Genomic DNA, 25,472 nt, shown 5'->3' on the forward strand with positions numbered 1-25,472 from the left:
AAAACGTTATGCCGATCACTTGTGCTTTTTTTTGCACTTGATTGCCAAGGCGTTTTTATTTTTATGCACAGGAAAACTCCGATCTCATTCATTAAAGAAATAGATTAGGGGGAGCTATCAAGCATCTCGTGGCAGACCCTTTTCTATAGCTCTAATCAGTCGTTTTTTCTGTGGCGATTGTACGTCCCCAATCAGTGTAGACCGTCTTTCTAATTGTTGTGAAATTGACCAAAGAATATGTTCATCTAGCATTGGATTAAGTCCAAGGCGTGCTTCCAGTGCCAGTACGATGCTATCGAGATAAGGGGCGTTGCCAAGTGCTACTGAGATGTTGCGCAGCCAGCGTAGATGGCCGATACGACGAATCGCTGACCCCTCGGTGACCCGCAGGAACTTCTCTTCATTCCAGGCGAATAAATCCAGCAGTTGTGGTGTGTGCAGTACGGTGCGCGGGCTGAAATCGGCTTCATCGGTGAGTTGCGAGAAGCGGTTCCACGGGCAGATCAACTGGCAATCATCACAGCCATAAATGCGATTGCCCATCAGTGGGCGAAACTCTTCCGGGATAGCCCCTTCCAGCTCAATGGTCAGATAAGAGATACAACGGCGTGCATCCACGGTATAAGGGGCGACAATGGCCCCAGTCGGGCAGGTGGTGATGCAGGCAACACAGCGCCCGCATTGTTCTTCCTGCACTTTATCGACCGGCAGTGGCAGGTCAATCAGCAACTCGCCGAGGAAGAACCACGAACCCGCATCACGATTTAAAATCAGTGAGTGCTTACCAACCCAGCCAATACCGGCTTTGGCTGCCAGCGAGCGCTCCATAATTGGCGCAGAATCCACAAACGGGCGGAAATTAACATCACCGCCAGCCTGCTCCAGACAGTAGCTCTGAATCATATCGCCCAGTTTTTTCAGGCGTTGGCGCAGTAACTTGTGATAATCACGGCCTAAAGCATAGCGACTGACATAACCCAGCGCAGGATTATTCAAGGTGCTGGCAAATGCGGCCTTGGCGGGCAGATAGTTCATCCGCACGCTAATCACCCGCAAGGTTCCAGGCAATAATTCATGGGCGCGCGCGCGCAGCATACCGTGGCGGGCCATCCAGTCCATTTCGCCATGATATTGTTTATCAAGCCAGGCCTGTAGGCGTGGTTCTTCCGCAGACAAATCTGTGTCGCAGATACCCACTTGCTGGAAACCTAGCGATTGGCCCCATTGCTTGATATGTTGGGCTAATTGATTCAAATCGAGGGGATGTGCCATGACGGACCATAGTAAGAAACAAATCAGTGTTAGTTTACCACACTCTGTTTTTTCTGCGGACTGGGTGCGCCAGAATGAAGCTATCGCAGCGGCACACTTCTCCCTGAGCTTGTTTGACCTGATGACCCGAGCCGGGGATGCTGCTTTTGAATTGGCCCGCAAGCAGTACCCGGCGGCGCGCCATTGGCTCATTTTATGCGGGCACGGCAATAACGGCGGTGATGGTTATATCGTTGCTCATCGTGCAATGGCGGCGGGTTTTAATGTCACACTGATTGCTTGTCCGGGTAACCGTCCACTGCCAGCAGAGGCGCATCAAGCGCAATCACTCTGGTTAGCCGACGGCGGTTCCATTAATCAACCTGACATCCCCTGGCCGCAACATGTGGATCTGATTATTGATGGTTTACTCGGCATTGGTCTGCGGGCCGCACCGCAAGGGGCTTATGCTACGCTAATTGACACCGCAAACCGCCATCGGGCGGCAAAAGTTGCTCTGGATATTCCCTCTGGGCTGAGCGCCGATAGTGGTGCGGCACCCGGCTCAGTCATGCGTGCCGACCACACCCTGACGTTTGTTGCATTGAAGCCCGGCTTGCTTACCGGCCAAGCCCGCGACTGGGTGGGGCATTTGCACTGTCATGATCTGGGATTGACGCAATGGCTAGCGGCTCAACCGGTACAAATTGAACGAATGACGGCTGACAATCTGTTGCAATGGCTGAAACCCCGTCGCCCTTGTGCTCATAAAGGTGAGCATGGGCGGTTACTGCTGGTGGGTGGGGATAAAGGGTTGGGAGGGGCGATTCGCATGGCAGGGGAAGCCGCGCTGCGGAGTGGTGCCGGGCTAGTGCGAGTACTTACTCACATTGAGCATGTGGCACCGATTCTGGCCGCGCGCCCAGAGTTGATGGTGCAGGAATTAAGTGATGAAGCGCTTGAACAAGGTATACGCTGGGCTGATGTATTGGTAGTCGGGCCGGGGTTAGGGCAATCTGATTGGAGCCGGAATGCTCTGAATATATTGCAACAGAGTGATAAACCAGCATTATGGGACGCAGATGCTCTCAACTTGCTGGCATTAAATCCGCAGAGGCGTCAGAATCGGGTATTGACACCGCACCCTGGCGAAGCTGCTCGTCTGCTTGGTTGCCGCGTCGCTGATATTGAAAGTGACCGCTTACTTTCCGCCCGTAACATCGTTAAACAATATGGTGGGGTGGTGATCTTGAAAGGGGCTGGTACGCTTATTGCCAGTGAACATGGCGAGATGGCGATTGCTGATGTGGGTAATGCTGGTATGGCCTCCGGGGGTATGGGGGATATTCTGTCCGGTATTATTGGGAGTTTGATAGCACAAAAGCTGGTGTTGTATGATGCTGCCTGCGCGGGGTGTGTTGTGCATGGCGCTGCCGCAGACCAACTGGCTGAAGTTCAAGGCACTCGGGGTTTACTGGCCACAGATCTATTGCCGGTTATTCCGAAGTACGTTAATCCTGAGTTAGCAAGATAGATATCACAGAATGAAAGAACTCGTTTTACCTTTGCCTGATGAGGCAGCGACCGTTGCATTGGGGGCCGCTTTGGCCCACGCCTTCAATGGAGCCAGCGTTATATACCTGTTCGGCGATTTAGGTGCCGGCAAAACGACATTCAGCCGTGGCTTTCTTCAGTCACTGGGCCACAATGGGCATGTAAAAAGTCCCACTTATACGTTGGTCGAACCTTATGCCCTGAATCCGAGGCCGGTTTACCATTTTGACCTGTATCGTCTGGCTGACCCCGAGGAGCTGGAGTTTATGGGGATTCGCGATTATTTCGATAAGCAGGCTATCTGCCTGGTGGAGTGGCCACAACAAGGGGCTGGGTTTCTGCCTCAAGCCGATGTAGAACTGCATTTGGCGTATCAGGATGAAGGGCGTGAAGCCCGCTTGGTCGCTATCTCTGATGCTGGTGCCGCTGTGTTGCGCCGTTTAGCTGCTGTGCAAGGATAATGTGACGATGATGCATAGCGCGATGCCACTGAATTGTTTAAAGAAAATAGCACGCTGGAAACGCTATTTCACTGCCATAATGCTGGTCGTTTTGAGTTTTTTAACTCTGCCATCGGCATTCGCCATGAAGCTAACTGACATCAAAGTAACCAATGGGGCGAGTGAAAGTAAGGTTACGCTCAGCTTTGACGGCAAGCCGATTTACGCCTTTTTCTCATTAAGCTCGCCAGAGCGGGTGGTGTTGGATGTGCGCCAAAGTGGCAACTTATCCGGTTTACCGCTGGAATTTAGCGGGCAGAATCTACTGAAAAGAATTCGCTCCAGCACCCCGAAAGATGCGCAAAGTACCCGTTTGGTGCTGGAATTGACGCAGAAAGTGAAAACGCGCGCGGTGACACAGCAGTCGGGCAGCAATTACACCGTCGTCATTACTATGACGGCCGCCGCACCCGCACGTCAGGCGCAAACCACGTTAAGCCCGAATAATCCTCCGCTAAGTCAAACTAATACACCTAGCCCCAATGCCGGTCGTTTGACGGCGAATTCGAGCACCATCGCGCCACGGGTGACGACGCCGACAACGCCGGCGAAAAATCCATTTAACAATCAGCCAACCATCGTGATGAGCAGCAGTGAAATCACGACCAACACGGCTCGTCCGATTAAAAAAACCAGTGTTGCCAACAGCTCTCGTGTTGTCGTAGCGATTGATGCCGGACATGGCGGCCAAGACCCTGGTGCGATTGGGCAAAATGGCCTGAAAGAGAAGAATGTCACTATCGCCATTGCCCGCCGACTTGAAGCTATGCTCGACAGCGACCCGATGTTTAAACCGGTGTTGACACGAAATGGCGACTATTTTATTTCGGTGATGGGCCGCTCTGATGTGGCACGTAAACAGAGTGCCAACGTGCTGGTGTCCATCCATGCGGATGCGGCACCTAATCGCAGCGCGACCGGAGCCTCGGTTTGGGTATTGTCGAACCGCCGCGCCAACAGTGAAATGGGTAACTGGCTGGAGCAGCATGAGAAGCAATCTGAGCTGCTGGGTGGGGCAGGTGATGTGCTGGCCAATACCGCGTCTGATCCCTATTTAAGTCAGGCGGTACTGGATTTGCAATTTGGTCACTCGCAGCGTGTGGGTTACGACGTTGCCACCAAGGTACTGAACGAACTGCAAACCGTGGGTAATATCCATAAGCGCCGGCCTGAACATGCCAGCCTTGGTGTATTACGTTCACCGGATATTCCGTCGTTACTCGTGGAAACCGGTTTTATCAGTAATAGTACGGAGGAGCGGCTGCTTGGCAGTAGCGCGTATCAGGAGAAAATTGCTCGAGCCATTTATAAAGGCCTGCGCAGTTATTTCCTCGCGCATCCGCTACAAGCCGACCCAAAGGTCGAAAACCGCCCGCTAATTGAAACGGCGGCGGTTGATTCATCTTCACAACGTTCAGGTGTTAGCCAGCCAGAGCCGGTGGTCAGCAGCATAGCGAGCAGCGGCAGGTCATCTGCCGCCAAGCCTGTAGCGACAGATACCGTTACGAAAAATAGAAGCCAGATTCATAAAGTACAACGTGGCGAAACTTTATCCGGTATTGCCAGTCAGTACGGCGTCAGCATGGCGGTGTTGCGGCAAAATAATACGCTGAAAAATGATGTGGTTTGGGTAGGGCAGCGTTTGAAAGTACCTGCCACGGGCAGCAGTGCGGCGGCGGTTGCACCGAAAGCTAAAGTCATAGCCAAAAATAAAACAATAAGACATCAGGTGAAGCGCGGCGATACACTCTCTGCCATTGCGGCCAGATACGGCGTGTCGATGAGTGAGATTGAGCGAGCGAACAAGATAAAGTCAGGTAACGTACAGCTCGGTCAAACGCTCACCATCCCACAATCGTAAGCGAAAGGAACTGCTATGCCGATTCAGATTCTACCACCACAGCTTGCCAACCAAATTGCCGCCGGTGAAGTGGTAGAGCGGCCTGCATCGGTAGTTAAAGAGTTGGTGGAAAACAGCCTGGATGCTGGGGCGACACGGATTGATATCGATATCGAACGGGGTGGCGCGAAGCTGATTCGTATCCGTGATAATGGCTGTGGAATCGGTAAAGCGGATTTATCCCTGGCGCTGGCGCGTCATGCCACCAGTAAGATAAGTTCGCTGGAAGATTTGGAAGCCATCCTCAGTATGGGGTTTCGCGGCGAGGCATTAGCCAGTATCAGCTCAGTCTCCCGCTTGATCCTGACTTCACGTACTGCCGATCAAAATGAAGCCTGGCAAGCGTATGCTGAAGGGCGTGACATGGCGGTGACCATCAAACCGGCGGCGCACCCGGTGGGTAGTACCCTTGAAGTGCTGGATCTGTTTTATAACACACCCGCGCGGCGCAAATTTATGCGCACTGAAAAAACCGAATTTGGTCATATTGATGAAGTGGTGCGGCGCATTGCGCTGGCGCGTTTTGATGTGGCAATTAATTTGAGCCATAACGGTAAGTTAGTGCGCCAATACCGCGCAGCACCAGACCCTTCTCAGCATGAACGGCGTTTGGCCAGCATCTGTGGCCCGGCGTTTTGGCAACATGCGTTGGCTATCTCCTGGCAACACGGTGATTTGACTATCCGTGGCTGGGTGGCAGACCCTGCCGCCAGCCGTACACTCACTGAAATGCAATATTGCTACGTCAATAACCGCATGATGCGCGACCGGTTGATCAATCACGCCATTCGTCAGGCTTATCAGGATCTGCTCAAAGATGATCAGCAGCCAGCGTATGTGCTGTATCTGGATATTGACCCGCATCAGGTGGATGTCAACGTCCATCCGGCGAAGCACGAGGTGCGATTCCATCAGGCGCGGCTGGTGCATGATTTTATTTATCAGGCGGTGACCACGGTTTTACAACAAACCGCCACGCCGGTGCTGAGCATTAATGACGATGGCGAAGAGATCGAGGCTCCACGCTGGCAGCCGGAAAACCGCATCGCGGCTGGGGTGAATAAATATGCCCAACCAGAACCCGCTAAAATTAATCCGGCAGAACATGTCGTGCCCGCAGCGCGAGCGGAGTCAGCAGAGCGAACAACTGACTCACCACGGGCAGCCCGTGAGCACGTCACTCCTGCCTATCACGCAGGGCAGCCGTATCAGAAGCAACAAGGCGAATTATATCGCCAACTGGTGCAGCCCGCGGCAGTGGATACACCGATTGATGTTATCACCGCACCCAGACACCGCTTACCCGCAGACGAACCGCTTCAGGGCGATAGCTACAGCTTTGGTCGGGTATTAACCATTATCGCCTCTTGCTATGCGCTGATCGAATATCAGCAAAGTGTGGCATTATTGGCCCTGCCGGTGGCCGAGCGTGGCTTAAAACAGGCGCAATTGACTCCGCCCCCGCAGGGGCTACGCCCGCAACCCTTATTAATTCCGTTGAAACTGACATTAGATAAGCACGAGGCGGCAGCAGGTCTGCGTCATCAGAACTTATTGGTTACTATGGGAATAGAACTGGCAGTTGAACACTCAAGAGCGACCTTGCGTGCGGTATCTTTACCATTACGCCAACAAAATTTACAAAAACTGATACCGGAACTGTTAGGCTATCTGTCGCAGCATGAAGAGATATCGCCAGATGCTCTCGCCACATGGATTGCTCGCCATCTTGGCAGTGAACATGAGGTTTGGAATGTGTCTCAAGCGATACAGTTATTGACGGATGTTGAGCGTCTTTGCCCGCAGTTGGTGCAGTCCCCTCCTGCTGGGCTATTACAACCTATTGATATAAAGGCTGCATTGGCAACCCTGACACATGAATAATATGGAAAATCTAACTCGGCCACCGGCAATTTTTATCATGGGGCCAACCGCGTCGGGTAAAACAGCGCTTTCCATCGCGCTTCGGCAGCGGCTCCCTGTAGAGTTAATCAGCGTTGACTCTGCTTTGATCTATCGTGGTATGGATATCGGCACAGCCAAGCCTGGCGCAGCAGAGTTAGCGTTGGCACCACACCGGTTGATTGATATCCGCGATCCAGCAGAATCATACTCTGCCGCCGATTTCCGTAAAGATGCATTAAAAGAGATGGCCGACATCACCGCAGCCGGGCGAATTCCGCTGTTGGTGGGGGGGACCATGTTGTACTTTAAAGCCTTGTTGGAGGGGTTATCTCCGTTACCCTCCGCAGACTTGCCAGTGCGCCAGCGTATAGAACAGCAGGCAGCAGAGCAGGGTTGGGAGGCGTTGCATCAGCAGTTGGCCGAGATAGACCCGGTTGCTGCGGCGCGAATTCACCCTAATGATCCCCAAAGGCTCTCCAGAGCACTGGAAGTTTTTTATATTTCAGGTAAAACTTTAACGGAACTGACTAAAATTTCGGGTGAAACCTTACCTTACCGGGTTCACCAATTTGCGATTGCGCCTGTTAGCCGGGAACTCCTGCACCAGCGGATTGAATTACGTTTTCATCAGATGCTGGATGCTGGGTTTGAACAAGAGGCTAGGGCGCTTTTTGACCGTGGTGATTTGCATACGGATATGCCAGCCGTTCGTTGTGTGGGATACCGACAAATGTGGTCTTATCTGTCGGGTGAGATTGATTACAACGAAATGGTTTACCGCGGAGTTTGTGCGACACGTCAACTGGCAAAGCGCCAAATGACCTGGTTGCGAGGCTGGAGTTCAGTACAATGGCTCGACAGTGATAAGCCGGGAGAGGCTTTAGACTCTGTAATACAGGTTGTTAGTGCATAGGTTGAATGATTGTGTACAATTGATTAGTACTCAACGCGCAGATTTTTTTTACGCAGTTTATTTTCGAGCCGATAGGTTCTTAGTTAAAAACAACAAGCAAATAAGGAAAATATAGAATGGCTAAGGGGCAATCTTTGCAAGATCCGTTCCTGAACGCATTGCGTCGTGAACGGGTTCCGGTTTCTATTTATTTAGTGAATGGCATTAAACTGCAGGGCCAAGTTGAGTCTTTTGATCAGTTTGTCATTCTGTTAAAAAACACAGTCAGCCAGATGGTTTATAAGCACGCCATCTCTACTGTTGTGCCTTCTCGCCCGGTTTCGCATCACAGCAATAATCCGAGTGGTAGCACCAATAATTATCATGGTAGTAATCCGTCTGCGCCGCAACAGCCGCAGCAGGATAGCGATGACGCTGAATAAAGCGCATTGCTGGTCGACCATGACGGAGAACATAAGCAACGGATTCGGGCTTATGTTCTCCGCACTAGCGGTTTTGATCCGTTTGAGAGGTTGCACGTTTGTTTGACCGTTATGAAGGCGGTGAGCAGGCCGTACTGGTTCATATTTATTTCTCGCAAGACAAAAATTCAGAGGATCTGCGTGAGTTCGAAGCGCTGGTGTCTTCTGCGGGCGTAGAAGCTTTGCAAATTGTCACGGGTAGTCGCAAAGCCCCACACCCTAAATACTTTGTTGGTGAAGGAAAGGCAGAAGAAATTGCTGATGCCGTGAAAGCCAGTGGCGCGTCTGTTGTCTTGTTTGATCATGCCCTTTCCGCAGCGCAAGAGCGAAATCTTGAGCGTTTGTGTGAGTGCCGGGTTATTGATCGAACCGGGCTGATTTTAGATATTTTTGCCCAACGGGCCCGTACCCACGAAGGTAAATTACAGGTCGAATTAGCGCAATTGCGCCATATTGCGACCCGTTTGGTACGCGGCTGGACGCATCTTGAACGTCAAAAAGGTGGGATTGGCCTGAGAGGGCCGGGTGAGACTCAGTTGGAGACTGACCGCCGTTTGTTACGCGACCGCATCAGCTTGATTTTGAGCCGTTTGGATCGGGTAGCAAAGCAGCGTGAGCAAGGGCGACGTTCGCGCACCCGTGCTGATATTCCGACCGTATCTTTGGTGGGATATACCAACGCCGGTAAATCCAGCCTGTTTAACAAAATTACGGCAGCTGATGTTTATGCGGCTGACCAATTATTTGCCACGCTGGACCCTACCTTACGCCGTATCAATGTGGCGGATGTGGGCGATACAGTATTGGCGGATACCGTAGGCTTTATCCGGCACTTGCCGCATGACTTGGTGGCTGCTTTTAAAGCAACGCTACAGGAGACGCGGCAGGCCTCATTACTGTTACACATTATTGATGCAGCAGATCCTCGGGTAGCCGAGAATATGGCCGCAGTCGATTCTGTATTGGCGGAAATTGAAGCAGATGAAATTCCTACATTATTAGTAATGAATAAAATTGATTTGTTGGATGATTTTGTCCCGCGAATCGATCGCAACGAAGACAATCTGCCAGTCAGAGTTTGGCTTTCAGCCCAAACCGGCGCAGGGATCCCGTTGCTCTTTCAAGCGTTGACGGAGCGTCTTTCAGGTGAGATCGCACACTTTGAATTGCGTTTACCGCCTCAGGCAGGCCGTCTGCGTAGCCGTTTTTACCAGCTTCAGGCAATTGAAAAAGAGTGGATAGACGAGGACGGGAACGTCGGTATGGTGGTAAGAGTGCCTATCGTTGATTGGCGTCGTCTCTGTAAACAAGAGCAAGATCTGGTCAGCTATATTATTAATGAGCCAAGCACGGCTAATTAATTGATTATGCTGATTGATTTTGTGAGATTAAGAGCCAGCTTGTTTGGCGTGTGCTCTTGGCCTGAAGAAAACCAATCATAGAAGAATGGAGCTAAAACATGGCGTGGAATCAGCCCGGTAATAACGGACAGGACCGCGATCCGTGGGGGAGCAGCAATAATAATGGCGGCAACTCTGGCGGAAATAACAATAATAAAGGTGGCCGTGATCAAGGGCCGCCCGATCTGGATGATATCTTCCGGAAACTGAGCAAAAAACTGAGTAGCCTCGGTGGTAAAGGTGGCGGCAGCGGTAGTGACAACAACGGTGCGTCAAAAGGCCCTGGTTTCAGTGGTCGAATTGCCGGTATCGCTGTGGTTGCGGTTGTGGTTATCTGGGCGGCAAGTGGTTTCTATACAATTAAAGAAGCTGAGCGTGGTGTTGTTACGCGCTTGGGTAAATTAAGCCACATTGTGCAGCCTGGTTTGAACTGGAAACCGACCTTTATCGATGAAGTTACCCCAGTTAACGTCGAGTCGGTGCGTGAATTGGCGGCATCCGGCGTCATGCTGACCTCCGATGAGAACGTGGTTCGCATCGAAATGAACGTGCAATACCGCGTAACCGATCCGGCCGCTTATCTGTTTAGCGTGACCAATCCGGATGACAGCCTGCGTCAGGCAACTGACAGCGCAGTGCGTGGTGTTATCGGTAAATACACCATGGACAAAATCCTCACCGAAGGCCGCACCATCGTTCGTAGCGATACTCAGCGTGTACTGGAAGAAACTATTCGTCCATACAACATGGGTATCACGCTGCTGGACGTTAACTTCCAGGCAGCGCGTCCGCCGGAAGAAGTTAAAGCGGCATTTGATGATGCGATTGCTGCTCGTGAAAACGAACAACAGTATATTCGTGAAGCAGAAGCTTACACCAACGAAGTCCAGCCGCGTGCAAACGGTCAGGCGCAGCGTCTGTTAGAAGATGCGCGTGCTTATGCCGCACGTAAAGTATTGGAAGCGCAAGGTGAAGTCGCTGGGTTTGCCAAGTTGTTGCCTGAGTATAAGGCAGCACCGGAAATTACCCGCGAGCGTCTGTACATCGAAACCATGGAAAAAGTCCTCGGTCATACCCGCAAAGTGCTGGCAAGTGACAAAGGTAATAGCCTGATGGTGCTGCCACTGGATCAACTGCTGCGCGGCCAAGGTGCAGATAAAGCGGATGGCAACAAAGACACAAGTCTGATTCGTTTGAATCCGCCTTCCTCTGCTAATAGCAGCCAAGGGGCTGGTGCCAGCAACACAAGCACCAGTTCAACCAGTGGTTCTATCATGGATCAGCGCCGGGCAAATGCTCAGCGTGATACTTCCACTCGCGTAGGGAGAGAATAACCAATGCGTAAGTCTTTTTTACTTATCGTCGTTGTGGTGTTAGTCGCACTCTACGCTTCGCTGTTTGTAGTACAAGAAGGCCAACGCGGGATCGTACTGCGCTTTGGCAAGGTATTACGTGATAGTGATAACAAGCCGCTGGTGTACGCACCGGGCCTGCACTTCAAGATACCGTTTATCGAAACAGTGAAGAGGTTGGATGCCCGTATTCAAACCATGGACAACCAGGCCGACCGTTTCGTGACCAACGAGAAGAAAGACCTGATTGTTGACTCATACTTGAAATGGCGTATCAGTGATTTTAGCCGTTACTATCTTGCTACCGGTGGTGGTGATGTGTCTCAGGCTGAAGTGCTGTTGAAACGTAAGTTCAGTGACCGTTTGCGTTCTGAAATTGGTCGTTTGAATGTGCGCGATATCGTAACCGACTCACGCGGTCGTCTGACGTCTGATGTTCGTGATGCGCTAAATACCGGTAGTGTGGGTGACGAAGCCGTTACCACGGAAGCCGATGATGCGATTGCCTCTGTGGCAGCCCGTGTTGAACAGGAGACTCGCGGCAAACAGCCTGCGGTTAACCCGAACAGTATGGCGGCACTGGGTATCGAAGTGGTTGACGTGCGAATCAAGCAAATCAACTTACCGGCTGAAGTCTCTGACGCTATCTTCCAGCGTATGCGTGCTGAACGTGAGGCGGTTGCCCGTCGTCACCGTTCACAAGGTCAGGAAGAAGCCGAGAAGTTGCGTGCAACCGCCGACTATGAAGTGACACGTACTCTGGCAGAAGCCGAGCGTCAGGCGCGTATTACGCGTGGTGGCGGTGATGCCGAAGCGGCCCGTCTGTTTGCCGATGCATTCAGTAAAGACCCTGACTTCTATGCCTTCATTCGTAGCTTGCGCGCGTATGAAAACAGCTTCAGCAGCGGTAATGATGTGATGGTACTTAGCCCGGAGAGTGATTTCTTCCGCTATATGAAATCGCCGGATAACTCCAGCAAACGTCCATAACAGCCCGTTTTGACTGTAACAGCAAGGCCCGTTCACGCGGGCCTTTTCTATTTGAAGCCGCCGCTTCCATTTGATTGAGACAGATAATGAATTCAACCATCTTATTAGCATTGGGTTTGGTTTTGGTGTTGGAAGGGCTTGGCCCGATGCTTTATCCCAAAGCCTGGCGCAAAATGATTCTGGCAATGACCCAACTACCGGATGCCACTTTACGTCGTTTTGGTGGCGGATTAGTGGTTGCAGGCTGCGTTATCTACTACATGTTGCGTAGCCGCATGGGTGGCTAAATGTAAGCACAAAAATTGTTCAGTTATGTGTTAAAAAGTACTGAAAGCAGCCGAGTGAGATGTTAGAATCCTTTTTTAAGCAACCTGGTGATTTTTGAGATGGGTAAGAACGTCGTCGTACTGGGCACCCAATGGGGTGACGAAGGTAAGGGCAAGGTCGTTGACCTGCTGACTGAACGGGCTAAATATGTTGTGCGCTATCAAGGTGGTCACAACGCTGGCCACACTTTGGTTATCAACGGTGAGAAAACCGTTCTTCATTTAATTCCCTCAGGTATTCTGCGTGAAAACGTAACCAGCATCATCGGCAACGGTGTTGTACTGGCACCTGACGCTTTAATGAAAGAGATGACAGAACTTGAAGCGCGCGGTATCCCTGTTCGTGAGCGACTGTTACTCTCCGAAGCATGTCCATTAATCCTGCCGTATCATGTGGCTCTGGATAATGCGCGTGAAAAAGCTCGTGGTGCAAAAGCGATTGGTACTACCGGTCGTGGTATCGGCCCTGCCTATGAAGATAAAGTTGCTCGCCGCGGTCTGCGTGTGGGTGATTTGTTCAACAAAGAAACCTTTGCTACCAAGCTGAAAGAAATTGTGGATTATCACAACTTCCAGTTGGTGCATTACTACAAAGTCGATGCTGTTGACTACCAGAAAGTGCTGGATGATGTGTTGGCTATCGCCGATATTCTGACCGCAATGGTGGTTGATGTGTCCGAACTGCTGGACAGCGCGCGTAAGCGTGGCGATTTCATGATGTTCGAAGGCGCACAAGGCACCTTACTGGATATCGACCACGGTACTTATCCGTATGTCACGTCATCTAACACTACCGCAGGTGGCGTAGCGACAGGTTCTGGTCTAGGCCCACGTTATGTCGATTACGTGCTGGGTATCGTGAAAGCGTATTCTACTCGTGTTGGTGCCGGTCCATTCCCGACTGAACTGAACGATGAAACCGGCGAGTTCCTGCGTAAGCAAGGTAACGAGTATGGCGCAACGACAGGCCGTAGCCGTCGTACCGGTTGGTTGGATATCGTTGCAGTGCGTCGTGCTGTGCAGATCAACTCCTTATCTGGCTTCTGCATGACCAAATTGGACGTGTTAGACGGCCTGAAAGAAGTAAAACTGTGTGTGGGCTACCGTATGCCAGATGGCCGCGAAGTGGATACCACCCCACTGGCTGCTGAGGGCTGGGAAGGTATCGAGCCAATCTACGAAACCATGCCAGGCTGGTCAGAAGTGACCTTTGGCGTGAAAGAACACAGCAAGTTGCCACAGGCAGCCCTGAACTACATCCAACGTGTAGAAGAGCTGACCGGTGTTCCGGTTGATATCATCTCGACCGGCCCGGATCGTGAAGAAACCATGATCCTGCGCGACCCATTTGATGCATGATTAAGCGGCTGATAGCCAAATAATCAGAATTCAGACTCCAATGAACCGGGCTTATGCCCGGTTCATTGTTATACTCGTCATACTTTAAGCTGCATGTGCGTTGACTATGTTTGTTACTCGGCGCATTTACGTGCCTCACCTCTACGAGGCCGCTGCGATCAGCGTTCAAATCTGCTCCTGGCAGATTTGTCACCCGAATCACTTACTGATGTAAGCCCGCAGGTGAGCACTTGCCGTTTTCCGGCAACTCGAATTATTTAGGGTATATCCCTTTCTAACTTGATGTTGCTGCTTTATTAGCCGCAATCTATTACTTTTGGCTATAACTGTATGCAGAAGTGACCTCGGATAAGCCGTTTTACATCAAAACACCCGTCCTTTATCTAAATGATTAGTCGCAAGCTTTATGGCTGGTTTATCATTTGAAGTATATATCCGTCATACTACAGGTTGCATGTGTGTTGGCTGCCTTCGTTCACACCAATCACTTACTGATGTAAGCTCTTGGGGGGCGCTGAGTTGCCGTCCTCCTGTAACTCGAGTTATTTAGGATATAAATTTCTAAATAGCATTTAGAATCGCACTTATAACTTATCCAACATGTGTCATCTTAGATGGGTTTAAGCCGGGTAAATTGATACTCAGGGGTATATGTGCAGTTAACAAGTTTTACTGATTATGGTTTGCGAGCGCTTACTTATATGGCCTCACTGCCTGAAGGCCAAATGACCAGCATTTCTCAGGTGACTGATGTCTATGGCGTGTCTCGCAATCATATGGTTAAAATAATCAATCAGTTGAGCCGCGTCGGTTTGGTTACTGCTGTGCGGGGCAAAAATGGGGGCATACGGCTGGGTAAACCCGCTGCGCAGATTCGTATCGGTGACGTTGTGCGCGAATTGGAGCCACTTTCCCTGGTCAATTGCAGCAGTGATTTTTGCCACATCACGCCCGCTTGCCGTTTGAAGCAAGTGCTCAATCAGGCAGTACAGAGTTTCCTTAACGAGCTGGATAACTATACTTTGGCTGACATGGTCAAAGATAATGCGCCGCTCTATGAGCTATTACTTGTTAAGTGACTTTTTGCTTAATCAACAATATATACACCTAAAGAACATAGAGTTGCAGGTAGGCTGCCAGCAAATAAATCCCGATGAGCTTACACCAGTAAGTGATTTGGGTGAGCGCACAGCTAACACCCCTGTAACTTCAAGTGTGCAGGGTATAAAGCTGCTGCTGACAACGGAGGAACCGCAATGTCACAAGATCCATTCTTGGAACGAGAAGCAGAGAAGTATGAGTCACCCATCCCTAGCCGGGAATTCATTTTGGCTCATCTCGCGAAGCGCGAAACACCTGCCAGCCGTGAAGAGCTGGCTAATGAACTCAATTTAAGCGGTGAAGAGCCTTTAGAGGCGCTGCGCCGCCGCTTGCGCGCGATGGAGCGTGACGGGCAACTGGTCTTCACCCGTCGCCAGTGCTACGCCTTACCGGAGCGTCTGGACCTACTGCGCGGTACTGTTATTGGTCACCGTGATGGTTTTGGCTTTTTACGCGTTGAGGGCAGCAAAGACGATCTGTATCTCTCCGCCGAACAGATGAAAACCGCCATTCATGGTGATGTGGTATTGGCCCAGCCGGTGGGTACTGATCGTAAAGGCCGTCGTGAAGCGCGTATTGTTCGCGTATTGGTGCCGAAAACTAGCCAGATCGTCGGCCGTTACTTCACTGACGCCGGTACCGGTTTTGTGGTGCCGGATGATGGTCGTTTGAGTTTTGATATTTTGATCCCACCGGATGCTATCAACGGTGCGCGCATGGGCTTTGTGGTGGTGGTCGAGTTGACTCAGCGCCCAACCCGTCGGAGTAAAGCGGTCGGTAAGATTGTTGAAGTGCTCGGCGAAAACATGGGGACCAGCATGGCGGTAGATATCGCGCTGCGCACTCATGAGATTCCGCATACCTGGCCGCCGCAAGTTGAAAAGCAAGTCGCTGACTTAAAAGAACAAGTACCGGAAGAGGCGAAAAAAGGGCGCGTCGATTTACGCAATCTGCCGCTGGTCACCATCGATGGTGAAGATGCCCGTGACTTTGATGATGCGGTGCATTGTGAGAAGAAACGTGGCGGCGGTTGGCGTTTGTGGGTTGCTATTGCTGATGTTAGCTATTATGTGCGCCCGCGTACCGCGTTGGATGATGAGGCTCGTAGCCGGGGTAACTCGGTCTACTTCCCATCGCAGGTGGTTCCGATGCTGCCAGAAGTGCTGTCAAACGGCCTCTGTTCGCTCAATCCGCAGGTAGACCGCCTGTGTATGGTGTGTGAGATGACTATCTCCTCACAAGGCAAGCTGTCGTCTTATAAGTTCTACGAAGCGGTAATGAGTTCTCATGCACGCCTGACGTATACTAAAGTGTGGCGAATCATTGATGGCGAAGAGTCGCTGCGTGAACAGTATAAGCCACTGGTTCCGCACCTGTTAGAACTACACGCCATGTACAAAGTGCTGGATCAGGCGCGGGCTGAACGTGGTGGTATCGCGTTTGAAACCGAAGAAGCCAAGTTTATCTTTAATGCTGAACGGCGCATTGAACGCATTGAATCGACCGTGCGTAATGATGCGCATAAGTTGATTGAAGAATGCATGATTTTGGCCAACATTGCCGCCGCGCGCTTTGTCGAAAAACACAATGAGCCAGCGCTGTTCCGTGTGCACGACCGCCCAAGTGACGACCATATCTCCGCCCTGCGTAGTGTGCTTGGTGAGCTGAGTCTGACACTCGGCGGTGGTTTGAAACCGGAACCTAAAGATTATGCGGTGCTGATGGATGAAGTTGCCGATCGTCCGGATCATGAAATGCTGCAAACTATGTTGCTGCGTTCGATGAAACAGGCGATTTACGATCCGGAAAACCGTGGTCACTTTGGTTTGGCACTGGCTTCTTATGGCCATTTCACCTCACCGATTCGCCGTTATCCCGATCTTGCGATGCACCGAGCCATCAAGTATCAGCTCGCCAAAGAGCAGGGCAATGTGAAAGAGCGCTGGACACCAACCGGTGGCTGGCACAGCGAATACGACGAGATGCTGCAATTGGGCGAACACTGCTCAATGACCGAGCGCCGCGCTGATGAAGCGACCCGTAACGTCGCGGATTGGCTTAAGTGTGACTTTATGCAGGATCAGGTCGGTAAAGTCTTCACTGGTATCATTGCCAGTGTTACCGGTTTTGGCTTCTTCGTGCGTCTGGATGATCTGTTTATTGATGGTTTGGTGCATGTTTCCAGCCTGGATAATGATTATTACCGTTACGACAACATCGGTCAGCGTCTGATTGGTGAATCTTCGGGTCAGGTTTATCGCTTGGGCGATACTGTGGAAATCCGGGTCGAAGCGGTACATATGGATGAGCGAAAAATTGATTTTGCATTAGTTTCCAGTACCCGCAAGCCGCGCGGTGAAGGTAAAACCGCCCGTGATAAGGCGAAAAAAACCGATGGGCAGCGTACGATGCGTGATACCTCTAGCCGTGGTGGGCGTGGTGCTTCATCGGGCGCTCCGCGCCGTGATAGCGCGCCAGCAGCAGGGGGACAGAAGCGGCCACGTCGCGCTAAAAAACCGGTGAATTTTGAGCCGGACAGTGCTTTCCGCCCAGCAGATGCTGCCGCGAAGTTAGATGACAAAGCGCTGGCTGAGAAGAAAGCCAAGGCGAAGGCGAAAAGAGTGTCAGCGAAAACCAAGAAAATTGCCGCTGCCACTAAAGCCAAGCGTGCGAAGAAGAAACCTGGCAGCGACGAATCATCGCTGTAGTTTGTCGGGCGGCTCTGGTCGCCCGCATTAATTTAATCATTGGCAGGCAAATTTTTTATCTGCTGACACATGTAAAAGAGCATCATGAGCGAAATTATTTACGGCATTCACTCCGTCAAAGCCTTGTTAGACAATGATCCGCAACGTTTTCTGGAAGTTTTTATTCTGAAAGGTCGTGACGATCGTCGTCTACAATCCTTGATTGTAGAACTGGAAGCTACCGGTTTGGTGATTCAAGTGGCCAGCCGGAAGTGGCTGGATTCGCAGGTTGAAGACGGTGCCCATCAGGGTATCGTGGCGCGGGTACGGGAAGGGCGTCAGTATCAGGAAAATGACTTACCCGCATTGCTGGAAAGTGTGGAAACCCCTTTCCTGTTGGTGCTTGATGGCGTAACCGATCCCCACAATTTGGGTGCGTGCTTGCGCAGTGCGGATGCGGCGGGTGTCCACGCAGTTATCGTGCCACGGGATCGCTCGGCGCAGCTTAATGCCATTGCCAAGAAAGTCGCCAGCGGCGCTGCTGAAAACGTGCCATTGATTAAAGTGACTAATCTGGCGCGCACGCTGCGAGTGTTGCAAGAACATAATGTGTGGATCGTCGGGACTGCCGGTGAAGCTGACCATACGTTGTATCAGAGCAAAATGACCGGCCCGATGGCACTGGTAATGGGCGCTGAAGGTGAGGGGATGCGTCGTCTGACGCGCGAGCATTGCGATGAGTTGATCAGCATCCCGATGGCGGGCAGTGTGTCTTCCCTGAACGTGTCAGTGGCCACCGGTGTGTGTCTATTTGAAGTTGTACGCCAGCGTGCATTAAAAGCCTGATATTTGCTTCATTAATCATTGAATTCCAAAAGCCAACATTCGCATATGTTGGCTTTTTTTGTTCTTATTATCATGAGATTGTATCAGTCATTTGTGATAAATAGGGGTTTAGTCCCTGTTTGTGATGAGCTTGTCAGCAAATATCCTCGTCTGCACCATACTTAACGCTAATTTATCAAATCCATAATTTATGAATGCCGATTGCGCATTTACACCCAAAGTTATTGAAGTTGCAGGTCGGCGGCAAGTGATTCAGGTGAGTGAATGTCGCTGACCCCCTACCGCTTCACGTACCAAGGGTATCGTCGTGAAATGGAGGACGGTATGGAGTGGCAGACACACTTGGTTTTCAATCAACCTGAGCCATTATCAAACAGCAACTTATTTCTATCTGATATGGCTTTGCAGGACGCTATCACGCGGGAACATGCGGGTTGGGATGCGGAAACGCTGTCTCAGATAGGATTACAGCTAGGCTCAATGGAGTCACTTGAATTAGGGCGGCTGGCTAACGCTAATCCACCAGAGTTACTGCGTTATGATGCTGCCGGGCAGCGCTTGGATCAGGTGCGATTTCATCCGGCCTGGCATGTGCTGATGCAAGGGCTTCTCAATCACCGGGTGCATAATTTGCCGTGGCAGGATGATGCCCGGATGGGGTCCTTTGTGGCGCGTGCGGCGCGTTTTATCCTGCATTCGCAGGTGGAAGCGGGCACCTTGTGCCCAATAACCATGACCTTCGGTGCCATCCCGCTGTTACAACAAACACTCCCACCGCAGTTTCAAAATTGGCTATCGCCATTACTGTCTGATCGTTATGACCCTCACCAATCCCTTGGCAGCCAGAAACGGGGCTTACTGATAGGTATGGGCATGACGGAAAAACAGGGGGGATCTGACGTGCTCAGTAATAGCACGCGAGCACAACCTCTGGGGGCGCGTGGTCACGGTGAAAGCTATCGACTGGTTGGGCACAAGTGGTTTTTCTCGGTGCCGCAAAGTGATGCCCATCTGGTGTTAGCGCAGGCTGAAGGCGGGTTGTCGTGCTTTTTTCTGCCTAAAATGTTGCCGGACGGTACTTATAACGCGATTCGTCTGGAACGGCTGAAAGACAAACTCGGTAACCGCTCTAATGCCAGTAGCGAGGTGGAGTTTGATAATGCCACTGCCTGGCTATTGGGCGATGAAGGGGAGGGTATTCGCCAAATTCTAAAAATGGGCGGTTATACCCGTTTTGATTGTGCGTTGGGGAGTCACGGACTGATGAGGCGAGCCTTCACCGTCGTGCTGTATCACGCCTGGCAGCGGCAGGCTTTTGGTAAGACGTTGATAGACCAGCCGCTGATGCGGCAAGTGCTAAGCCGTATGGCATTGCGTCTGGAGGGGCATACCGCACTATTGATGCGCCTGGCCCGTGCATGGGAGAACACCAACGTGATTCATGAGCAGATATTTAGCCGATTGTTGACGCCGGCGGCCAAATATCGGATCTGCGGGCAGGGCTGCGGGTTTGTCGCAGAAGCGATGGAGGTGCTCGGCGGGATTGGCTATTGCGAGCAAAGTGAGTTGCCACGGTTGTATCGTGAAATGCCGGTCAACAGCATTTGGGAAGGTTCGGGCAACATTATGTGCCTGGACGTTTTGCGCACGTTACACAAGCTACCTGCGGCGCTTGAGATGCTCCAGCAAGCATTTTATCCGGTACGCGGTCAGAACCGGTTATTCGACCGCGCCTGGCGGCAGTTACAACTGCGGCTGAAAAACCCTAAGGAAGAGCAAGGGCGAGCGTTGACTCAGCACCTGTTTGACCTGTGTTGTGCTGCGCAGTTGTTGCAATTTGCCACGCCACCGCTGGCTGATGCCTGGTGCAGCATGACGCTGGATCACCGGGATCAATATACGTTGCCGGAGGCAGTTTGTTCATTACTGCTGAACCGTGCATCCGGTAGACGCTAGCCATATGGGTAATTTACTTATATAACAACGCATTGGCATACCAGATGCCGGGGTAGATGCTATCTGACAGCATGATAATCAAATAATAGGGCGCGCCGCTGGCATTGGCTCTGCGCTGAATTTCAGCTTCAACATCCGTCGGGCTACCAAATACCTGAGCTGAAACAGTGCCTACTTTTTGCAGATTAAGACTCTGAGCGCGGTTGATTTCCTGCGCGTAGGGCTTTATTGGCGGGGGCGGCGCGGGAGTCACCTGAAAAACACTGCAAGCTGATAACCCGAGAGCCAGCAATAAAACCACCATTGTGCGTCTTATATTCATAATTGCCTCTTTGTCAGTGGCTTATCTGTCTCTGCAAGCCAGTTATCTAACAAGTGTAACGCTCAATATGCGCAATCCGCCAGTATCACGGCTACCTCAGGCGCAAAGGGGATCTATCTTGGAAGAAATTGATTTAAGACTTTATCCCCTTGTTTTGGCAAACTGAATCTATCTGCTATAAGCCTGCTTATTGCCCTTCCAATAAAGGATTCTCATCATGATTGAGATGTCGCTGGAAAATATTAACGGTATTGAGGTTATCCATGCCGCCCCGGCGGGTCAGCGCCAGCAGCCATTACCGACTATTTTCTTTTACCACGGCTACACTTCGTCAAAAGAGGTCTATTCCTACTTTGCTTATGCCTTTGCTCAGGCTGGTTTTCGTACTATAGCGCCAGATGCGGATAGACATGGTGCGCGTTTTGACGGTAATGAAACGGAGCGACGCTCTCATTTCTGGGAAATCCTGAAATCGAATATTGATGAGTTACCCGCCCTGAAGCAGCATTATCAGCAGGCCGGATTGATTGATGATGAGCGCATTGGTGTGGCGGGCGCATCAATGGGCGGCATGACCACGTTAGGGGCATTAGCCCGCTATCCGTGGGTGCGTGCTGCCGCAGATTTTATGGGGTCGGGTTATTTTACCTCGTTGGCACATTCACTATTTCCACCGCTAGAGGCCGGGGTTAGCATCAGTGCAACCGAGTTTGCACGTCGTTTAGCGCCGTTGGCAGATTATGATCTCACTTATCAGTTAGGCGCTGTTACTGGGCGGCCATTATTGGTCTGGCATGGTGAAGCGGATGACGTCGTTCCGGCGACAGAGAGTGCGCGGTTGGTACAAGAACTCAGGGCAAGCGAGCGTGATAATCACCTGACTTATATTACCGAAGCGGGGATTGGTCATAAAATTACGCCAAGCGCATTAAAGGCTGGAGTGACATTTTTCACCAAACACTTATGAGCCACTGAGAATAAAAAAGCCCCCAGTTATCTGGGGGCAAGGGTATATCAAATAGCTTTTTTAGTTTTGGGTCGTCGTATTCACTGGTGCTGGTTTTTGACTGTTGGATCTAACGGTCACTCTCTGCGTTTACTCGTACCCGACTCATGCCTCTGGGTCATGTGGAATGCCGTTGTGCCGTGTTGGCTGCCTTGCTACATCTTGAAATCTATTAGTGATATGCGCTGGATGTAAATAATTCTAGTCGATTTTGTTAATTTAAAAACAGGTGATAATTGATTCACTTTGTCAAAAAAAATGAACGAGATAACAGTGGAGTTAATGATTTCATTGAAAGATTTATCGGACTAATGGATCTACATCCATTGGTTATTTAATGAACAAAAAGTGCGGTTTTAGCAAAGTAATGGTTAGAACAAGAATAAATCCCCCGCAGTCCTTGAGTTTAAATGCGCCCGCAAGTATAGTTACGCGTCATTTTTCAGCCGCACACAAACACGTTCCTTGCCTCCATGGGCCGCGGTTGACCCTATCAGGAGGCTGAATAATCCGTAAGGAGCAATAATCGATGCGTCATTACGAAATCGTTTTTATGGTCCATCCTGACCAAAGCGAACAGGTTCCGGGCATGATCGAGCGCTATAGTGCAACAATCACTAATGCTGCTGGTACGATCCACCGTCTGGAAGACTGGGGCCGCCGTCAACTGGCTTACCCGATCAATAAACTGCACAAAGCCCACTACGTTCTGTTGAACGTTGAAGCTCCGCAGGAAGCGATCGATGAGCTGGAAACAAACTTCCGCTTCAACGACGCCGTTATCCGTAGCATGGTTATGCGCGTTAAACACGCGGTAACTGAAGCATCACCAATGGTTAAAGCGAAAGACGAACGCCGTGAGCGTCACGACTTCGCGTCAGAAGCCAATGATGATTCTGAAGCTGGGGATTCTGAAGAGTAATTGCCGTGGTGACCACTAATCGTCTGGTACTCTCTGGCACAGTGTGCAAGACACCGGTTCGAAAAGTAAGTCCTTCTGGTATTCCGCATTGTCAATTTGTGCTTGAGCACCGATCAACACAGCAGGAAGCCGGATTTAGCCGACAAACATGGTGCAGAATGCCCATCGTTGTTAGCGGGCAAAAGTCACAAGCATTAACTCACAGTATAACGGTCGGCAGTCAGTTAACCGTTGAAGGCTTCATTAGCTGCCATCAAGGTCGCAATGGGCTGAACAAATTGGTTCTGCATGCCGAGCAGATTGAATTTATAGATTCTGGAGACTAGCCAAATGGCACGTTATTTCCGTCGTCGCAAGTTCTGCCGTTTTACCGCGGAAGGCGTTGTAGAGATTGATTATAAAGATATCGCTACGCTGAAAAACTATGTTACCGAAAGTGGTAAAATTGTCCCGAGCCGTATTACCGGTACTCGCGCAAAATACCAGCGTCAGCTCGCCCGTTGTATCAAGCGCGCACGCTACCTGTCTTTGTTGCCGTACACTGATCGTCATCAGTAATCGGCCACTGTCCATTAACGACTTTGAGAGGATAAGGTAATGCAAGTTATTCTGCTTGATAAAGTAGCAAACCTGGGCAGCCTGGGTGACCAAGTGAACGTTAAAGCGGGCTACGCTCGTAACTTCTTGGTTCCACAGGGTAAAGCTGTTCCGGCAACAAAGAAAAACGTTGAGTTCTTTGAAGCACGCCGTGCAGAATTAGAAGCCAAATTAGTTGGCGTTCTGGCTGCTGCACATGCTCGTGCAACCAAAATTAACGAACTGGTCAGTGTCACTATCGCTTCTAAAGCAGGCGATGAAGGCAAACTGTTCGGCTCTATCGGTACTCGCGACATCGCTGATGCAGTTACTGCAGCTGGCGTTGACGTGGCCAAGAGCGAAGTTCGTCTGCCGAATGGCGTTCTGCGTACTACAGGTGAGCATGAAGTTCACTTCCAGGTACACAGCGACGTATTCGCGCAACTGAACGTAGTAGTGGTTCCAGAAGCGTAAGTTACGCGGCTGTAACCTGCCAAAACGCCAGCCTCGTGCTGGCGTTTTGCTTTTTAATGATTAGCAATGCGGGCATCTGTCGGTTTAATCTGGTGCTAAAATATCAAATCTACATTCCTCGGCAGCTACGCCAGAACACTGATAGATTTCAAGAAAGGGATTTTGTTGGTAGACCCAAAGTGGTTGTTCGCTGATTGATACCCGCCAGGTCTTATTACCGTAGAACATATCTATCTGCCTACCTTGCGCCTGCAAGTTATAGGTACACTTCTGAAACATGCCTTGCCCAACGACGTTATTTTTTTCACTATCGATGATTATCAGCGCTTCACTAAAATTTTTAATTGAACCGTTTGATGGAACCACTCCTTGCAGCGTGCCAACCCACTCTTCATTGCCCGCCGCGGGTGCGGTATAGACACCACCAACCTGTTTAATGGTATTAACCGCCGGGCAGTGCAACTGAGCTACAGTGCCAAATGACGTGAAGAGCAGCAAGAAAGGTAATTTATACGTCATAACTATTCCCTCTGTTTATGTATGTGGCTATAGGGGGACGGTGTTAATCCCCGAAACCAACCTAGTGCGGCAGAGAGAACGCGACAATATCAAAGAAAATAGGGAGGTAGATAGGAATGGCGACAACGGACTGTGGTTAGTGCTCTCGACGGTAGCTGCCATCACTCTGCCGGGTAAATAGCACTTCTGCACGGCTGGTCGTTTCAATCGCTAATGCGGCAACCCCGCCTTGAGCATCCAGCATGATTTTAACTTCCTGCCCAGCTTGCAGATTACTCAGTGGTTTATCGCTGCCTTCAACCTGAGCCATCGCAAAGACTTCATTAACTGGCAGGTTGTTGTCACGGAACAGTTGTGCCAATGTCTTCCCAGACTGAACTTGATAGCTCTGCCAGTTGCTTTGTGCAGATGAAGGCGGTGTCTCGGGTATTACTGGCCTTACCACCGTTGGCGGTGGCGGAGCATCAGTATTACCCTGTAATTGGGCCTGTAACGGTACGCTGGTGGGTTGTGCGTTAACCGGGAAGGAAAGGTCGGTGTTATCGCGGGAAGCGGGCCACAGCAGTGCCAGCAACAAGACTGTCGTGGCGATAATCACCCAGCGGCGATGGAAGAGGGGCAATGGCTCCATCCACTGAAAACTGTCCGGCAGATGCCAGATTTTCAGCAGCAACTTGTTGATTGCTTTTTCCTGCACCGGTGTGGCGACAGTTTCTGCTACATCGTCAGGGGCTGCAAGATGTTCAGAGGCGCTGACGTCGGATATCAGATTTTGATCATCACTGTTTTTCGCATCTGGCAAGACCTTCTGCCTGATAGTCAGCCAGGTATGGAGCAGTGGCTGATAAATCCGGTTGTTCTTTCTTCTCCTGGGCGCGATTCTGCCCATGATGACCTCTCTTCAACTACGTAAAACAACATAAACAATAAGATGGGTGGTGAACCCTATAGGCTTCTAAGTATATACCTTTATCGCCGTCATCTTTCAAACGGTCGTTGTGTTGGCCGCGTTCCAATCAGCTTTTGGCCAATTTACTGTTCGCTTGCTGCCATTGTTTCTTTTTCTTCGACAAAAGTCATCATTCACGATGCAAGATTTTACCACGCTCCCCTGCTGCTGTTATGCTTGCAACTTCGATTTGATGAGTGACT

General features: G+C 50.8%; 24 protein-coding genes. 20 read left to right on the forward strand and 4 right to left on the reverse strand.

All coding sequences use genetic code 11. The annotated features are described in order from the left end of the window. Window positions 1-117: 117 nt before the first annotated feature. Window positions 118-1,272 carry a tRNA epoxyqueuosine(34) reductase QueG gene (gene queG, locus AT01_RS14305; protein WP_042547601.1) on the reverse strand — a complete coding sequence of 385 codons (1,155 nt, stop codon included), beginning with the start codon at window positions 1,270-1,272 and terminating at the stop codon, window positions 118-120. Here queG and nnr point away from each other — a divergent pair. From nnr to AT01_RS14380, 15 genes are all read left to right on the forward strand, one after another. After that, window positions 1,271-2,785 carry a bifunctional ADP-dependent NAD(P)H-hydrate dehydratase/NAD(P)H-hydrate epimerase gene (nnr, locus tag AT01_RS14310; protein ID WP_042547602.1) on the forward strand — a complete coding sequence of 505 codons (1,515 nt, stop codon included), beginning with the start codon at window positions 1,271-1,273 and terminating at the stop codon, window positions 2,783-2,785. The genes queG and nnr overlap by 2 nt on opposite strands. A gap of 10 nt (window positions 2,786-2,795) precedes the next feature. Further along, window positions 2,796-3,266 carry a tRNA (adenosine(37)-N6)-threonylcarbamoyltransferase complex ATPase subunit type 1 TsaE gene (tsaE, locus tag AT01_RS14315; protein WP_004699814.1) on the forward strand — a complete coding sequence of 157 codons (471 nt, stop codon included), beginning with the start codon at window positions 2,796-2,798 and terminating at the stop codon, window positions 3,264-3,266. A gap of 79 nt (window positions 3,267-3,345) precedes the next feature. After that, window positions 3,346-5,166: an N-acetylmuramoyl-L-alanine amidase AmiB gene (gene amiB / locus AT01_RS14320; protein ID WP_042548645.1), complete on the forward strand. Its 1,821-nt coding sequence runs from the start codon at window positions 3,346-3,348 to the stop codon at window positions 5,164-5,166. A gap of 15 nt (window positions 5,167-5,181) precedes the next feature. After that, entirely contained in the window at window positions 5,182-7,089 is a 1,908-nt protein-coding gene (gene mutL / locus AT01_RS14325) for a DNA mismatch repair endonuclease MutL (protein WP_042547603.1), read from the forward strand. Next, window positions 7,082-8,023 (forward strand): tRNA (adenosine(37)-N6)-dimethylallyltransferase MiaA, encoded by a 942-nt coding sequence (gene miaA / locus AT01_RS14330; RefSeq protein WP_042547604.1) that lies wholly within the window; start codon window positions 7,082-7,084, stop codon window positions 8,021-8,023. Before mutL ends, miaA begins: the two co-directional genes overlap by 8 nt. 116 nt (window positions 8,024-8,139) lie before the next feature. Continuing rightward, the gene (gene hfq / locus AT01_RS14335; RefSeq protein ID WP_004392473.1) at window positions 8,140-8,445 is read left to right on the forward strand and encodes an RNA chaperone Hfq; all 306 of its coding nucleotides are present in this window, start codon (window positions 8,140-8,142) and stop codon (window positions 8,443-8,445) included. Between the two features lie 98 nt (window positions 8,446-8,543). Then, window positions 8,544-9,845 carry a ribosome rescue GTPase HflX gene (gene hflX, locus AT01_RS14340; protein ID WP_004699822.1) on the forward strand — a complete coding sequence of 434 codons (1,302 nt, stop codon included), beginning with the start codon at window positions 8,544-8,546 and terminating at the stop codon, window positions 9,843-9,845. Window positions 9,846-9,943: 98 nt separating this feature from the next. Next, a complete protein-coding gene (gene hflK, locus AT01_RS14345) occupies window positions 9,944-11,218 on the forward strand; it encodes an FtsH protease activity modulator HflK (RefSeq protein ID WP_004699824.1) in 1,275 nt (424 codons plus the stop codon). A 3-nt stretch (window positions 11,219-11,221) separates the two neighbouring features. Continuing rightward, window positions 11,222-12,226, forward strand: coding sequence for a protease modulator HflC (hflC, locus tag AT01_RS14350; RefSeq protein ID WP_004699826.1), 1,005 nt, complete (start codon window positions 11,222-11,224; stop codon window positions 12,224-12,226). An 86-nt stretch (window positions 12,227-12,312) separates the two neighbouring features. After that, on the forward strand, window positions 12,313-12,513 hold the full coding sequence (locus AT01_RS14355; RefSeq protein ID WP_004699828.1) for a DUF2065 domain-containing protein: 201 nt from the start codon (window positions 12,313-12,315) through the stop codon (window positions 12,511-12,513). Between the two features lie 99 nt (window positions 12,514-12,612). Continuing rightward, window positions 12,613-13,911, forward strand: coding sequence for an adenylosuccinate synthase (locus AT01_RS14360; protein WP_042547605.1), 1,299 nt, complete (start codon window positions 12,613-12,615; stop codon window positions 13,909-13,911). Between the two features lie 653 nt (window positions 13,912-14,564). After that, entirely contained in the window at window positions 14,565-14,990 is a 426-nt protein-coding gene (gene nsrR / locus AT01_RS14365) for a nitric oxide-sensing transcriptional repressor NsrR (RefSeq protein WP_042547606.1), read from the forward strand. Between the two features lie 177 nt (window positions 14,991-15,167). Further along, window positions 15,168-17,720, forward strand: coding sequence for a ribonuclease R (rnr, locus tag AT01_RS14370; RefSeq protein ID WP_042547607.1), 2,553 nt, complete (start codon window positions 15,168-15,170; stop codon window positions 17,718-17,720). An 84-nt stretch (window positions 17,721-17,804) separates the two neighbouring features. Beyond that, window positions 17,805-18,545 carry a 23S rRNA (guanosine(2251)-2'-O)-methyltransferase RlmB gene (gene rlmB / locus AT01_RS14375; protein ID WP_042547608.1) on the forward strand — a complete coding sequence of 247 codons (741 nt, stop codon included), beginning with the start codon at window positions 17,805-17,807 and terminating at the stop codon, window positions 18,543-18,545. A 312-nt stretch (window positions 18,546-18,857) separates the two neighbouring features. Further along, window positions 18,858-20,501, forward strand: coding sequence for an isovaleryl-CoA dehydrogenase (locus tag AT01_RS14380; protein ID WP_042548646.1), 1,644 nt, complete (start codon window positions 18,858-18,860; stop codon window positions 20,499-20,501). Between the two features lie 13 nt (window positions 20,502-20,514). Here the strand turns inward: AT01_RS14380 and bsmA are convergent, their stop codons facing one another. After that, the gene (gene bsmA / locus AT01_RS14385; protein WP_186367043.1) at window positions 20,515-20,826 is read right to left on the reverse strand and encodes a biofilm peroxide resistance protein BsmA; all 312 of its coding nucleotides are present in this window, start codon (window positions 20,824-20,826) and stop codon (window positions 20,515-20,517) included. A 214-nt stretch (window positions 20,827-21,040) separates the two neighbouring features. Between bsmA and yjfP the strand changes: the two genes are divergently transcribed. From yjfP to rplI, 5 genes are all read left to right on the forward strand, one after another. Continuing rightward, entirely contained in the window at window positions 21,041-21,790 is a 750-nt protein-coding gene (gene yjfP / locus AT01_RS14390) for an esterase (protein WP_042547610.1), read from the forward strand. Window positions 21,791-22,358: 568 nt separating this feature from the next. Continuing rightward, window positions 22,359-22,751: a 30S ribosomal protein S6 gene (rpsF, locus tag AT01_RS14395; protein WP_002210153.1), complete on the forward strand. Its 393-nt coding sequence runs from the start codon at window positions 22,359-22,361 to the stop codon at window positions 22,749-22,751. Window positions 22,752-22,756: 5 nt separating this feature from the next. After that, the gene (gene priB, locus AT01_RS14400; RefSeq protein ID WP_082039620.1) at window positions 22,757-23,077 is read left to right on the forward strand and encodes a primosomal replication protein N; all 321 of its coding nucleotides are present in this window, start codon (window positions 22,757-22,759) and stop codon (window positions 23,075-23,077) included. Window positions 23,078-23,081: 4 nt separating this feature from the next. Beyond that, a complete protein-coding gene (rpsR, locus tag AT01_RS14405; RefSeq protein ID WP_004392491.1) occupies window positions 23,082-23,309 on the forward strand; it encodes a 30S ribosomal protein S18 in 228 nt (75 codons plus the stop codon). Between the two features lie 39 nt (window positions 23,310-23,348). Then, window positions 23,349-23,801: a 50S ribosomal protein L9 gene (gene rplI / locus AT01_RS14410; protein ID WP_042547611.1), complete on the forward strand. Its 453-nt coding sequence runs from the start codon at window positions 23,349-23,351 to the stop codon at window positions 23,799-23,801. Window positions 23,802-23,885: 84 nt separating this feature from the next. Here rplI and AT01_RS14415 read toward each other — a convergent pair whose 3' ends face one another. Next, a complete protein-coding gene (locus tag AT01_RS14415; RefSeq protein WP_042547612.1) occupies window positions 23,886-24,320 on the reverse strand; it encodes a DUF3757 domain-containing protein in 435 nt (144 codons plus the stop codon). Between the two features lie 136 nt (window positions 24,321-24,456). Further along, entirely contained in the window at window positions 24,457-25,209 is a 753-nt protein-coding gene (locus AT01_RS14420; protein ID WP_042547613.1) for a LysM-like peptidoglycan-binding domain-containing protein, read from the reverse strand. Between the last annotated feature and the right edge of the window lie 263 nt (window positions 25,210-25,472).

The organism is Yersinia aldovae 670-83 (assembly GCF_000834395.1).
GTDB lineage: Bacteria > Pseudomonadota > Gammaproteobacteria > Enterobacterales > Enterobacteriaceae > Yersinia > Yersinia aldovae.

Coding starts and splice junctions, on each gene's coding strand:
- amiB (WP_042548645.1), top strand. CDS start 3,346: ATGCTGGTCGTTTTGAGTTTTTTAACTCTGCCATCGGCATTCGCCATG.
- AT01_RS14380 (WP_042548646.1), top strand. CDS start 18,858: ATGGAGGACGGTATGGAGTGGCAGACACACTTGGTTTTCAATCAACCT.
- tsaE (WP_004699814.1), top strand. CDS start 2,796: ATGAAAGAACTCGTTTTACCTTTGCCTGATGAGGCAGCGACCGTTGCA.
- nnr (WP_042547602.1), top strand. CDS start 1,271: ATGACGGACCATAGTAAGAAACAAATCAGTGTTAGTTTACCACACTCT.
- queG (WP_042547601.1), bottom strand. CDS start 1,272: ATGGCACATCCCCTCGATTTGAATCAATTAGCCCAACATATCAAGCAA.
- hflK (WP_004699824.1), top strand. CDS start 9,944: ATGGCGTGGAATCAGCCCGGTAATAACGGACAGGACCGCGATCCGTGG.
- AT01_RS14415 (WP_042547612.1), bottom strand. CDS start 24,320: ATGACGTATAAATTACCTTTCTTGCTGCTCTTCACGTCATTTGGCACT.
- yjfP (WP_042547610.1), top strand. CDS start 21,041: ATGATTGAGATGTCGCTGGAAAATATTAACGGTATTGAGGTTATCCAT.
- AT01_RS14360 (WP_042547605.1), top strand. CDS start 12,613: ATGGGTAAGAACGTCGTCGTACTGGGCACCCAATGGGGTGACGAAGGT.
- rnr (WP_042547607.1), top strand. CDS start 15,168: ATGTCACAAGATCCATTCTTGGAACGAGAAGCAGAGAAGTATGAGTCA.
- rpsF (WP_002210153.1), top strand. CDS start 22,359: ATGCGTCATTACGAAATCGTTTTTATGGTCCATCCTGACCAAAGCGAA.
- rplI (WP_042547611.1), top strand. CDS start 23,349: ATGCAAGTTATTCTGCTTGATAAAGTAGCAAACCTGGGCAGCCTGGGT.
- rpsR (WP_004392491.1), top strand. CDS start 23,082: ATGGCACGTTATTTCCGTCGTCGCAAGTTCTGCCGTTTTACCGCGGAA.
- AT01_RS14355 (WP_004699828.1), top strand. CDS start 12,313: ATGAATTCAACCATCTTATTAGCATTGGGTTTGGTTTTGGTGTTGGAA.
- AT01_RS14420 (WP_042547613.1), bottom strand. CDS start 25,209: ATGGGCAGAATCGCGCCCAGGAGAAGAAAGAACAACCGGATTTATCAG.
- mutL (WP_042547603.1), top strand. CDS start 5,182: ATGCCGATTCAGATTCTACCACCACAGCTTGCCAACCAAATTGCCGCC.
- rlmB (WP_042547608.1), top strand. CDS start 17,805: ATGAGCGAAATTATTTACGGCATTCACTCCGTCAAAGCCTTGTTAGAC.
- miaA (WP_042547604.1), top strand. CDS start 7,082: ATGAATAATATGGAAAATCTAACTCGGCCACCGGCAATTTTTATCATG.
- hfq (WP_004392473.1), top strand. CDS start 8,140: ATGGCTAAGGGGCAATCTTTGCAAGATCCGTTCCTGAACGCATTGCGT.
- hflC (WP_004699826.1), top strand. CDS start 11,222: ATGCGTAAGTCTTTTTTACTTATCGTCGTTGTGGTGTTAGTCGCACTC.